A 13,154-nucleotide genomic window follows, 5' to 3' on the forward strand; every position below is an offset into this window, starting at 1 on the left:
TGTTCACACTAATTAACAGCAACATGAGTATATGCGCGGGAAAGAAGTATTTTCTTTCTTTTATCGTAACCACACTGACCGCATTCCAGGTAACAGGCCAGCAGCAGGTTGTGACAAGCGATCCATTGGCTTATAGAAGTGCGGTTGTAAATGCCACTTTTAAGAGAATCAACAAGGAGCACTACGGACCTAAACCGGTTGATGATGCTTATTCGGCAGCAGTATGGAACCAGACATTTCAAACACTTGATCCCAATAGTAACCTGTTTTTACAGGAAGATATCAACAAGCTGGCCGTTTATAAAAACCGGATTGATGACGAGGTGAACGCCGGCTCTACTGATTTTTTTGAAGCAACGTACGCGATATATAACAAACGTGCGAAAGAAGCAGAAGCGATTTGCATGAAAGTATTGCAGCAACCATTTGATCTGCAGAAAAAAGAATCGGTGATGGCATGGAGAAAAGATCAGCCTTTTCCTGCCAGCGAAGCTGCGAGGGAAGACCTCTGGCGCAAACTCCTGAAATACTACACGCTGCGTCATTATGTAGAAATGGAAAAAGCGGATACCACCGTTAAGGAAAAAAAGAATGTAAATACAGTTTTGGAAGCAAAGGCACGCGGGAAAGTACGTAACTGGTATGCGGAGTATTTCCGTAAAGCAACCGGGAAAGATGCTGTAAATGAAAAATTTGCACAGTACATGGAAGTGGCAGTAGCGGAAATAGATCCGCATACCGCTTATACTGCTCCTGAAGACCGGGCGTTCAACGACATGCTCACCAAGCGTTACTGTGGTATTGGTGTGGAACTCGCTGCAAAAGAATCGGACTATTACATCAAGCGGATGATGCGGGGAGGCTCGGCTTATAAAAGTGGCCAGGTAAAGGAAAACGATATCATCGTGTCAATTGCAGATGCAAAAGGCGATATGAAACCGGTAAGCGGTTGGGAATCCAACCAGGTAACTTCGATGATCCGTGGCGATAAGGGATCTTCAGTAACCATGAAGCTGCAGCAACCGGGGGAAGCGGCGAGAACAGTTACCCTGAAAAGAGAGGAGCTGGTTGATATGGAGAACAGGGCTAAAAGTGCATTGATTGAAAAAAATGGAAGAATGTTCGGTTATGTGTACCTGCCACTCTTCTACATGGATCCTAACGGACAATTTTTGACCGGCGCGGCGATGGATGTATACCGTGAAGTAACAAAACTGAAAGAATACGAAGTGGATGGCATCGTTATGGACCTCCGTGGAAACGGGGGCGGCGCCCTGGATGAAGTAGTAAGAATGAGCGGATGTTTTATGCCCCCGGGACCGGTAACCATGCTCAAGTCGAAAGATAGTGTAAAGAGCTACTGGTCTCCCGCAGTACCTCCGGTCTATGAAGGCCCGTTAACTGTACTGGTGGATGAAAGCAGCGCTTCTGCCTCTGAAATCTTCGCCGCAGCTATACAGGATCGTGGTCGTGCCCTGATTGTAGGCGCCAGTTCCACATTCGGAAAAGGAACAGCACAAACAGTTACCAATATGGGCAGGATGGGTGATCCTGACAAAGGGATACCGGCTATCAGCTATGGCAGCATGCGGCTTACCAAAGAGAAATTTTACCGGATCACAGGTGTTTCCACGCAGCTGAGAGGAGTAACGCCGGATATTATCCTGCAGGACAGGATGTCACTGGAATCTGTTATGGAGAAAGATTATCCTTCTGCGCTGGCTTATGACTCCATTGCAACAACTGCCTGCGACCGGATGCCCTTTGCATTCAACTATGATCTGGTTGTTAAGGAGGCATATGACCGGATACATAACAATGCATCGTTGAAAGATATTGCCGCCAACATGCAGCAGTTAAAAGAACTGCGTGAAAAACCGGTACCGCTGAACATAGATGCGTTCCGTAAGTCCTATATCACCACTACGCGATTGGAAAGAATGATGCAACAATCCAGGGAACTGAAAGAAGGACATCACCTGCATATGCTGCCATCAATACCAAGGAGCGCTAATCCTGCCACGCTAAAGGCGGATCCTGTAGAAGCTGCCCATACCGCTGAGTGGTTGCAGAAAATGAGTAAGGATATTTATTTGAATGAAACAGTATCTGTATTGGAAGATATACTGGCCAATCAGAAATAATATATCGAGTCCTGATATTTTAAAGAGTAAACCGTTTAAAATTAACACTAAAAATAATCAACCATGATAAGAAAATTTTTGCTGTTTTTTCTGACAACCGGCAGCCTGAGCGCGCTGGCACAACAACCCGCTGCTTCTAAAGAAATCAAAGAGGTAGTGGTAACCGGTAAGATCGACAATCTGCCAAACGATTCAATGGTGATGTTAATGGAGCCATATACAGGCGAGTGGGATTCAACGATTGTTAAAAATCACAGCTTCCGGCTTAAGCATGATATGGCAAAAGGAGGAAGTGTATATATCCTGCAGGTTGGTACTGTGATGGATGAGAGTAAAGCAGTTGTGTTGTACATGGAAGATGGTAAAATAAATATTACGGGAAAAGGAGCAGATTTCAGAAACCTTACCTACTCCGGTTCTCCATGGGTAAGCGAATGGCAGGAGGTGATGGCGCTGACTTCCCCGGAAAATCCGGATACGAAGAAACTGGCGGAGCTGGAAAAGAAATACTGGGATGCGAAGCAGGTAGGAGATGAAGATGCTACTGAAAAATATGAGAAAGAGGGAAGCATTATCAAAGATGCGCAGACCGCTGTATTGAGAGAATGGATAAAGAAACACCCCAATTCCGGCGTAAGTGGTTACCTGCTAACAGTATACATTCAGAAAGAGGCTGAAAAAGAAGCCCTGTATGCTACTCTTGGAGAGCATGCCAGGCAATCACGCATATTGATGCGCTGGAAGAATCCAGGTAAAATAGATCCTTCCCCATTGGCGTTACATCTTGACGACAGCGAAGGGGGTGGAGGCGCAGCGGCCGGCAGTCCCAAAAAAGGTACAGCGGCTCCTGCTATTAATCTCCCGGATGTAGATGGCAAAATGGTATCCCTGGACGACTTTAAAGGTAAGTATGTGCTGGTTGATTTCTGGGCCAGCTGGTGCGCACCCTGCATTGCCGGAATGCCTGAGCTGAAGGCCACCCATGATAAATTCAAGGATAAGAATTTTGTAATACTCGGTGTTTCCCTTGATTCAAAGAAAGAAGGCTGGGTGAAAGGTATTGAGAAACATCAGTTGAACTGGCGTCACATTTCTGACCTGAAAGGATGGGGAAGCGAGGCTGCCAGGGCCTATGGCGTTACTGCCATTCCTGCGAGCGTATTAATTGGCCCTGATGGAAAGGTCATCGCTTTGAACCTGGGAGGGGAAGCGCTGGATAAAAAACTTGCTGAGCTCCTGCCGTAAATATCTTCTGTTAATCTTATAAATGGTTGGCCGTGCAGCAGTCCGGTATTGCAGCACGGCTTTACCTGTTTGTTGTCTGTTATGAAACAACTGTTGAAAATAGCGATGTTCCTGCTTTTGCCGGCTCTTTGCCTGGCAAATGACGGATTTGTAATCAAGGGAAATGTAAGCGGTATTGTAAGTGGTTATATCTCCATTGCAGAATACGTTCAAATTGGGGAAGCAAATAAAGCACCGGTACCTCCACCAAGAGTGCGTATTGTAAATGGTGAATTTGCCTATGCCGGCAAACTGGATCACCCAACACTGGTAAAGATGAAGGTGAGCACCCGTGAGTTTTATGTTTACCTGGAGAATACCGCCTATACAGTTTCCGGCCGCCTGGATTCATTATCAGGCGCTTCTTTTAAAGGCGGAACATTGAACGATGAATATCAGGAGTACCAGGCCAGCCATAAAACGGCTACAGAATATATCAGGGCACATCCCAACAGCGGAATATCTGCTTACCTGGCATTGGGGCAGTCGGCAGGAACATATGCCAATGCCAGGGCTGCATATGACCTGTTAGGTCCCGAAGCCCGGGAAACATGGCACGGAAAGCAACTGGCGGCGAATATCGCGGCGTTTAAAAAAAGCGCAGCGGGAGCTGTGTTCCCTGATCTGAAACTTGCAGATACAAATGAAAAAATATTTTCTGTTAAACAATTGGCAGGTAAAATAGTAGTGCTCGATTTCTGGGCATCCTGGTGCGCCCCCTGCAGAGCTTACATTCCAACCATGAGAGAACATTATAACAAGTACCGGTCAAAAGGAGTGGAGTTCATCAGCGTGTCTGTAGATGCCAACAAGCAGAAATGGAAAGATGCAATGGAGGAATTAAAAATGGAATGGACGCAAGCATTGGCAGACGGGGCTTTTGAAGAAGGGAAAGGGGTAAAGGAGCTATTGCATATCTACTATATACCACATGTTATTGTAGTGGGGAAAGATGGAAAGATCGCTGCTTCGCTGGATTACACCACGAAGGATCAGCTGGAGAAAAAACTGGATGAACTGTTGAAATAAAGCCTTTAAGTATTATGAGCAGTATATTAAAAATTGACCACCTTTCTCACAGGTATGGTGCTTCCTGGGCGATACGTGATATCAACATGGAAATAACCCAGACAGGAGTGGTGGGATTACTTGGTTCTAACGGCGCCGGTAAATCCACTACCATGAATATCATGTGTGGAGTATTGAACCAAACGGAGGGGCATGTTTATATTGATGGCGTGGATGTGCGGGAACATCCCGGGCAGGCGAAGAAGAATATCGGTTTTTTGCCGCAGAACCCCCCGGTGTATACAGATCTTACGGTAGATGAATATCTCACCTATACAGCGGAGCTCCGGCTGATCACAAAGGGAAGCATACGAAAGGCGGTGGAAGAAGCAAAAGAACGCTGTGGTATTGCACATTTCAGTTCGCGTTTAATTGGAAACCTTTCCGGTGGTTACCGGCAGCGTGTAGGCATTGCGCAGGCGATTATCCATAAGCCGAAACTGGTAGTGATGGACGAGCCTACGAATGGTCTTGATCCTAATCAACTGATCGAAGTGAGAAAACTGATCCGGGAAATTGCGAAAGAACATACGGTGCTCTTGTCGTCACATGTATTGTCAGAAATACACCTGTTGTGCCGTGAGGTGGTAATGATAGAAGGAGGCCGGATGATATTCTCCGATTCTATGGATGCATTCAACAATTATGTACAGCCACGCAGTGTGCTGATCCGGATGGAAAACCCGCCGCCTGATGCTGAACTGAAAGAGATCCCCGGCGTCACCCAGGTAGAGGTACTGAGCGACCGGCAGATCCGCATTTATTTTGATGGCAGTAAGGAAATCACGGAACGTATTATTGCCAGCAGCGTACAAAATGGATGGCGTTTGCAGGAGATCACGCTTGACAAGAGCCTGCTCGACGACATATTCAAGCAACTTTCTAATCAATCGCTCCAATAACTTATATACATGAAGATGATATTTAAAATTGCGAAGACGGAACTAAGGAACCTGTTTTATTCACCGGTAGCCTGGTTTTTAACGGTCGCATTTATGGTGCAGTGTGCGGTTTATTATTGTACGCCATTGGTGGGTACGGCCAGGTGGCAGGACATTGCCCTGAAGAGTATGCCTAAATTCAAGGGATGGGGTGGATTAACGCCCCAGTTATTTATGGCAGGAGATAGCATTTTCAGGAATGCATTGCAGAACCTCTATCTGTTTATACCATTGCTGACCATGGGACTTATCAGCCGCGAGGTGAACAATGGCACTATTAAATTATTGTACTCGTCCCCGGTGAAAACCAGGGAAATTGTATTGGGAAAGTACCTTGCTATTATGCTTTACAACCTGTTGCTGGTATCCGTGATAGGGATTTTTATAGTAATGGGGATTTTCCAGATAGAACATGCAGATTATGGTATGCTGCTGTCGGCTTTGTTCGGCTTTTACCTGCTGGTGTGTACGTACACCGCAATCGGCCTTTTTATGAGCAGCCTTACCAACTACCAGATCGTGGCCGCCATCGGCAGCTTTATTGTGATCCTGGTGCTGAGCCGTATTGGCGGGTTATGGCAGAAATATGATTTTGTAAGAGACCTTACTTATTTTCTTTCTATCTCCGGCCGTACGATGAAGATGCTGAAAGGACTGATCACTACGAAAGATGTGATCTATTTCGGGTTGGTTATTTTCATGTTTATTTCCTTTACGCTGATCAAACTAAAATCAGGCCGTGAGTCAAAATCATGGATGACAGCTGCTGCCAGGTATGGAGTGGTAACGGTGATTGTACTGGCTACAGGTTATTTCAGTTCAAGACCTGCATTTATCGGTTATTGGGATACTACCGCCGGTAAATACAACACACTGCATCCGAATATACAAAAGGTAATAAAAGAGCTGGGAGACGGAAAGCTGGAAGTAACGCTGTACACCAACCTGCTGGGTGGCGGTGCTCCCAAGGGATTCCCGGCGAACAGGAACGAATATTTGTCTGAGGTATGGGAGCGTTATCAGCGTTTCAAACCAGACATTGAATTTAACTATGTATACTATTATGATACGGGCGATAAGGATAGCACAGTATACAGAACTATGCCCGGCAAAAGTTTACCTGAAATAGCACAACAGGTAGCAAACGGTTTTGATCAGCCTTTGTCTTTATTTAAGTCCCCGGCAGAGATACGGAAAATGATCGACCTGAGCGCAGAAGGGTACCGCGTAGTGATGGAGTTAAAGTATAAAGGACAACGCACCTTTCTGAGAACTTTTGATGATCAGCCGTTCTGGCCGGAAGATGAGCAGATAGCAGCTGCATTAAAAAGATTGATGCAGGCTAAATTACCAAAGATCACTTTCCTGACGGGTAACCTCGAACGGGATATCTATAAGAAAGGAGAGCGGGAATATGAATTGCTGGTGCATGCAAAAAATGACCGCCAGTCACTGATGAACCTGGGATTTGATTCTGATACCATTTCTGCGGGGAAAGAAATATCTACTGATATATCGATGCTTGTACTGGCTGATCCAAAAACAGCATTGGACCAGTCTGCCCGCGACCGGATCACGGAGTACATCAATAAAGGCGGGAATATGATGGTACTATGCGAGCCCGGCAAACAACATATCCTGAACCCGGTGCTGCAACAGCTGGGCATACAGTTAGAGGATGGCACCCTGGTAGAAGTAACGGGGTATGAAATGCCTAATATGATAAAACCGTTAATGACTGCCCGGATGGGAGAAATGGCCCGGGATGGCGTATCGAAAATGTTTTACGAAAAAATGGTGGAGGGTGACACTGTGTTCACAGTTGACATGTCCGGAGCAGTGTCTATCGTTGCAACTGATACCAGCGGGTTTAAGTCAACACCATTATTCATTACCAGGCCGGGTAAAGACTGGCTGAAAAAAGGGGCCCTGGTAACCGATTCCGCCGCGCCGGTGTTCAATCCGCTGGAAGGGGATACCAAAGTTCCCTCCTATGCCACCGCCATGGCATCGTCCCGGAAAGTGGGAGGAAAGGAACAACGTATTATTGTTTGCGGAGACGCCGACTTTTTAAGTACGGTTCGTCAGAAAGGTACCTTTACTTTTGTTAGCCGGGAAATGTTCTGCTGGCTCAACTATGAAGCATTTCCTATTTACGGACCACAAGTGCAACCTAATGATGCGTTGTTAAGATTAACCCTTGCCGGCGCCAACACGGTCTATGTACTATTTGTATGGATACTGCCGGCCCTTGTTGCCTTAATGGGAACTATATTACTGATCCGTCGTAAAAGACAATAAAAAGGGAAAATATGATCTTATATACAGACGAACAAACAATTGAGGATCTCCGGATATTTGGTAAGCGGGATGTAGCAGGTATCTATGATATCTATAATCATACCCATACCCGGGGTGGTGAGAAGATACTGGAAGAAATGTTTCGTCGCCCCCTTTCCGATAAAGACCAGATTAACCAGCGGAGTAGTATCATCGGGCATTTTACCCGTTTAAGCACAGTATTCCCCTTTGAAGCGCCACTGTTCGATATGGCGGAAAAGTATCTGTCGAACGGCGATGGACACACGCAGCATTCCGGCAGCCAGTTTGTGCTGAGTGAAAAAGACATTAACAATGGGGTAACAGCAGTGATATCACTGTTGCAGCAAACCAGGCAACTTATACAGGACAGGGCCATTACCGCCATTGATGCATATGCACAGGAGCGGATGGCCATCGAATCCCTGTTGGCCGTTCCCGCGCTGGAGCCGGCGATGAATGAGAAACAAAAGAATAAATTGTCGTATGGCGCCATCACGGCGTATGACCAGCTTTTCAGGATCAGGGAACGCCATAAAATCATGCAGCTGCTGGGATACCTGTATACGCTGGATGTATACCTGTCGGTGGCAAAAGTGGCAACGGACAAACGCCTGGTATTTGCAAAGGCATTGGACAAAGGGCCTTGCCAGCTGAAGCTGGAAGGCGTGTATCATCCCTCGCTTGCCCAGCCGGTGGGTAATAACGTGACCATGAGCATTGAGCGCAATGTTATTTTCCTCACCGGCGCCAATATGGCTGGAAAGTCAACCTTCCTGCGCTCGATGAGCACTGCATTATACATTGCGCATATGGGCTTCCCGGTGGCGGCAAAGGCTATGGAATTTACTGTATTGGATGGTATCTTTACTACCATTAATCTTCCCGATAATCTCGGTATTGGCGCCAGCCATTTTTATGCAGAAGTATTGCGTGTAAAAAAAATGGCGGCAGAACTGAAAAGCGGCAAATCCCTGCTGGTGATATTCGATGAGCTTTTCCGCGGTACCAATGTAAAGGATGCACATGAAGCCACCGTTGCAGTAACTGCTGCATTTGCACGGAAAAAGAACAGCATGTTTGTGATATCCTCGCATATTGTGGAAGCAGGAGAGGACCTACAGCAGGAGCCAGGCATCGGTTTCCAGTACCTGCCTACCCGGATGAAAGGACATACACCGGAATATACTTATACACTGGAAGAAGGAATTACAGATGACCGTCATGGTATGCTGATCATCCGTAATGAAGGTATACTGGATATTCTGAAAAACGGCCGTAAACCTGGTAAGGCTGGAGAAGTAAAAAAAAACATTGCTAAAAAACAGATACAATAACCATGAGCTTTAGTATAGACAGGCAAACAATGGATGAACTGAACCTGCTGGGTAAGTACCGCAACGGTTCTGTATACCATTTGTTCAACCAGGTAAAAACAGCGGGCGGGGAGCGGTTATTGGACGAGATGTTCCAGCATCCGCTGAAAAATGCAGCTGCTATCAACGAAAGGAGTGATGTTTTTCGTTACTTTCAGCAGGCAGGCATGAGCTTTCCTTTTGACGTGGCGCAGGTGACTGCTATGAGGGAATACCTGGATAGTGGCACCGGCAAAAGTGCAGCGTTTATGTTGGGGGATATTTTCGTTAAAAAGGTGCTTTCCGGTTTAACCCGTGATGAACGTTACCGTAAAATTGTGCAAGGGCTACAGGCTACCATTGTTATCCTGAAAAAATGTTATACGGTAGTGGAGGAAATGGCGGCAGATGCCGGACCATATGCCGGCCGCGTGGCAGCATTGCGGCAGGTATTATCTGACAAAGCGCTGGAACGCCTGCTGAATACGGATATTTACCAGGCCTTGCCCGTTAAAACGCTGGCGCAGTATGATCACCTGTTAAAAGGCCGCTTTAGTAAAGAGATGGAGGATATCCTGTCATTTATTTATGAGCTGGATGTAAATATAGCCGTAAGTAATGTAGCCCGTTCCAGGGGCTTTACTTACGCGCAGGCGCTGGCACCCGAAAAAAATGTATTTGCTGTAACAGGGCTGGGCCACCCCTGTATTGAAAACGCGGTGGGTAACGACCTGTCCCTCCAGGGGGATAGTAATGTGCTCTTTCTAACGGGCGCGAATATGGCGGGTAAATCCACATTGATGAAATCGATCGGCATCGGGATATACCTGGCGCATATGGGCTTCCCTGTTGCAGCGAGGAGGATGCAGTTTTCTGTACGTGAAGGGCTTTATTCGTCTATTAACGTGTCGGACAACATCCATCTCGGATACAGCCATTTTTACGGAGAAGTGGTAAGGGTGAAGCAGGCCGCACTGGCAGCAGCCACCGGGAAACGCCTGTTGCTGATGTTTGATGAACTGTTTAAAGGTACCAATGTAAAAGATGCCTATGATGGTACGCTGGCTGTAACAGCCGCATTTGCCGGATATACTGATTGCCTGTTTATTGTTTCTACCCACATCATTGAAGTAGGGGAAGCTTTGCAGGAATATGAAAATATCCAGTTTGCCTTTTTACCTACCGTGATGGAAGGTTCCCGGCCACGTTATACCTATAAGTTAGCGGAAGGTATTACAGAAGACCGGCAGGGAATGATAATTATCCGTAATGAAGGGATACTGGAGATGATCGGGGAGTGATTGGTTCCGGTTGTCATTCCGCATTTATTCCTTAAAGGATAAATGCGGAATTTTTTTATACTGTATCCGGACCAGGTAACAAATTCTGTTTAAATACTGATAATCAATAATTTAGATAAAATACAAACACTTTATCTAAAAAGCTGGAAAAAAATCAGAAAAGATGGCTGTAGAGGAGATGAGAGCCCCACAAGGAATGCAAAAGCTACCGGTAGCTTTTTAATCTCTCCCTGATTTCTTTCCTGTTATCCGAATTGCAATTCATTGTATATTGAGATAATCAAGCAAACGATCAATGGAAGCAGTTGCCCTTGAAAATATCAAAGCCAATAAACAGCGGATCATAGATCAGCTGTATGCAGATCTTGAAAACACTGCAGAGACAGACAGGTTTTATACTACCCGCAATATCGAGTCCTGCTCCGCAGATCTGAACACTTACATCGAAAAACTGTCGCAAAACCCCGACGGCAAAAGCATCGCAAAAAGTATAAAATGGATATTCCGGTCGCTGTCTACTTTTGAACAGGAAGAGGAGGATCCTGAATTTCTTTGGGGATTTATCTACAACGGATATACGCAGGAACTCACCCAATTCATCCTGGATACCGCCTTTGCTTTCGGACTGGAGAAAGGGAAGCCGAAAACGATCCAGGCGAATATTATCCACCTAAAACATAATCCGCATTCAACAGACCGGTTCAGGGTTTATATTGGATCCACGTCCCAAACGGGAGTGCTCCTGGATTATAATGTAGGAACATCCGTATTCGAATACCTCGAAAACCCTTACGGGGAAAGCTACGCGCTTCCGGTATTCGACCTCGCTATCAACCAGGAACAGACAGCGCTTTCCTTCAATGTACTGGCTAATGGTGTTTACAGGTCCATTACGCTGAAAGGCAAACAGCCAACGGACAGTATTCTGTTCAATGCCATCAGTTCTCTTCAGGAAAATGAACAATTGAAGAACGATCCCCCGCCGGATTATTGCAGCCTTGAACTGGAACTGAACAAAGGTGTGCTCACCAGGCTCACTACCATGAATTATGACGCAGATAACCGGATCATCAATATGTTCAGGGAAGGCACAGGAATAAAGGTATTTGTGCAGGAACTCGACACCAACGGCTGTTTTCAAAACAGCGATACTATGGTTTCCCATCCTGAAATTGTGGACGAGAAGTTTGTGATCGTGGATGCTGTGCCTGGTTGGAAATATTATGAAATTGAGGAATTGACTATGGAGCAGGATGTCATTTCTGTGCGCACAAAGTCTCTGCGGTTCGAATACGCGAACGATGAACAAAAAAAGGTCATCGCCCATAAAACAGACAGCAGAACGATCAATTACCCTGTCAAATCGTACGGATTCATAAAACAGTTACTCCATAAACTGTTACTTTCAAGAAACCCTTTTAAATCCCGCTTTTTAGTATGAAACTGGAAACTGAAACCATCAACAACACCGGCGTCATCAACGATACGCTTTTTTCGATGGACAGATTGTATAAGGAAGCTCAGAAAGGAAGGAAAGAGTGCATTTTCTCATCATCCGGCCGCTACGCGATCCTGACACCTGTTTACAAATCGGACGACTGGAAGAACAAACAGCGGCTTTTCGATCTTCACACGTGTGAACTGATAGAAGTGACATTGTCTAAACCAGTTTCCAGCTACCGGATCATCGATCATCAGCATGATCAATTCCTGCTGACAGATAATCACACCAATCTCATTTTTGCCGGTACTGCAAATCTTACGATCGCTGCTGTGGCTCCCTGACCTCTCTTGCCGGTAACAAAGACTTTGCATCATTTGTTATGTATAAAAACGAATAAAGGAGTTATTTCTTAGAGAAATAACTCCTTTATTCGTTTTGTGCGAAGGAGGAGATTCGAACTCCCAAGCCCTTTCAGGCACTACCACCTCAAAGTAGCGCGTCTACCAATTTCGCCACCTTCGCATCTGGTAGAATGGGGTGCAAAAATAACGGCTTTTTTAAAATAAGCAAATTTATTTATTCATATTTTCCTGAAAAAGGCAATTATTTCCGTAACAGGATCCGGAAAGTGGTCCCTTTATTTATTTCGGACGACTTTACATACAGCCGCCCGCGGTGGTATTCTTCTATGATCCGTTTGGCCAGCGACAGTCCCAGTCCCCATCCCCGCTTTTTGGTGCTGAAGCCGGGTTTGAACACTTTCTCAAAGTTTAGTTTTGAAATGCCTTTACCGGTATCGGCCACATCTATCGTGATAAAGGTGGGGTGATTTTCTATGGTAATGTCAATCTTTCCTTTTCCTTCCATGGCGTCGAGGGCATTTTTTAATAAATTTTCCACCACCCAGTCGAAAAGCGGGGGAGAGAACATGGCCGGAAGCTCTTCTTCCGCGCTGTGAACGGTAAGCACTACTTTCTGTGGCGCCCTTTTGCGGATGTAATTGACCATGTTTTCTATCTGCGCCACGATGTCTTTCTCTTCCAGTTTGGGAACGCTTCCTATTTTGGAGAAACGGTCGGTGATAAGTTTAAGCCGGTCTACATCCTTTGAAAGCTCTGTAACAATGGTGGCATTGGCCTCATTATCGCGCAGTATTTCCAGCCAGGCCTCCATAGACGACAGGGGAGTGCCCAGCTGGTGGGCCGTTTCTTTGGCCAGTCCTACCCATACCTGGTTCTGCGTGGCGCGGTTGGTGCTGGACAGGGCAAAGAGCACAATAGCGATGAAAAGGGTCACCA

Annotated in this window: 10 protein-coding genes and 1 tRNA gene; 9 read left to right on the top strand and 2 right to left on the bottom strand. The window is 46.0% G+C overall.

All coding sequences use genetic code 11. The annotated features are described in order from the left end of the window. Window positions 1–23: 23 nt before the first annotated feature. The 9 genes from VIM72_RS00625 to VIM72_RS00665 all read left to right on the top strand — a co-directional run bounded on the left by VIM72_RS00625 (window position 24) and on the right by VIM72_RS00665 (window position 12,197). Entirely contained in the window at window positions 24–2,144 is a 2,121-nt protein-coding gene (locus VIM72_RS00625; RefSeq protein WP_332000936.1) for a carboxy terminal-processing peptidase, read from the top strand. 63 nt (window positions 2,145–2,207) lie between these two features. After that, complete coding sequence (locus VIM72_RS00630; protein ID WP_332000937.1) at window positions 2,208–3,389, top strand: TlpA disulfide reductase family protein; 1,182 nt, start codon at window positions 2,208–2,210, stop codon at window positions 3,387–3,389. Between the two features lie 81 nt (window positions 3,390–3,470). Further along, a complete protein-coding gene (locus VIM72_RS00635; RefSeq protein WP_332000938.1) occupies window positions 3,471–4,457 on the top strand; it encodes a TlpA disulfide reductase family protein in 987 nt (328 codons plus the stop codon). A 14-nt stretch (window positions 4,458–4,471) separates the two neighbouring features. Further along, a complete protein-coding gene (locus tag VIM72_RS00640; protein WP_332000939.1) occupies window positions 4,472–5,398 on the top strand; it encodes an ABC transporter ATP-binding protein in 927 nt (308 codons plus the stop codon). A 9-nt stretch (window positions 5,399–5,407) separates the two neighbouring features. Further along, window positions 5,408–7,738: an ABC transporter permease subunit gene (locus tag VIM72_RS00645; RefSeq protein WP_332000940.1), complete on the top strand. Its 2,331-nt coding sequence runs from the start codon at window positions 5,408–5,410 to the stop codon at window positions 7,736–7,738. Window positions 7,739–7,749: 11 nt separating this feature from the next. Continuing rightward, window positions 7,750–9,093 carry a MutS-related protein gene (locus VIM72_RS00650; protein ID WP_332000941.1) on the top strand — a complete coding sequence of 448 codons (1,344 nt, stop codon included), beginning with the start codon at window positions 7,750–7,752 and terminating at the stop codon, window positions 9,091–9,093. A 2-nt stretch (window positions 9,094–9,095) separates the two neighbouring features. Beyond that, on the top strand, window positions 9,096–10,412 hold the full coding sequence (locus tag VIM72_RS00655; RefSeq protein WP_332000942.1) for a MutS-related protein: 1,317 nt from the start codon (window positions 9,096–9,098) through the stop codon (window positions 10,410–10,412). A gap of 295 nt (window positions 10,413–10,707) precedes the next feature. Further along, window positions 10,708–11,853, top strand: a complete 1,146-nt coding sequence (locus VIM72_RS00660) for a hypothetical protein (protein WP_332000943.1) — start codon at window positions 10,708–10,710, stop codon at window positions 11,851–11,853. Beyond that, window positions 11,850–12,197 (top strand): hypothetical protein, encoded by a 348-nt coding sequence (locus tag VIM72_RS00665; protein WP_332000944.1) that lies wholly within the window; start codon window positions 11,850–11,852, stop codon window positions 12,195–12,197. Before VIM72_RS00660 ends, VIM72_RS00665 begins: the two co-directional genes overlap by 4 nt. A gap of 97 nt (window positions 12,198–12,294) precedes the next feature. On the opposite strand, the gene VIM72_RS00670 is transcribed toward VIM72_RS00665, so the two are convergent. Together VIM72_RS00670 and VIM72_RS00675 are read right to left on the bottom strand one after the other, a co-directional pair. Next, window positions 12,295–12,378 (bottom strand) — tRNA-Leu (locus VIM72_RS00670). Between the two features lie 81 nt (window positions 12,379–12,459). After that, window positions 12,460–13,154 (bottom strand): HAMP domain-containing sensor histidine kinase (locus VIM72_RS00675; RefSeq protein ID WP_332000945.1); only part of this gene is annotated, 695 nt, incomplete at its 5' end.

The organism is Chitinophaga sp., assembly GCF_036569185.1.
Lineage (GTDB): Bacteria > Bacteroidota > Bacteroidia > Chitinophagales > Chitinophagaceae > Chitinophaga.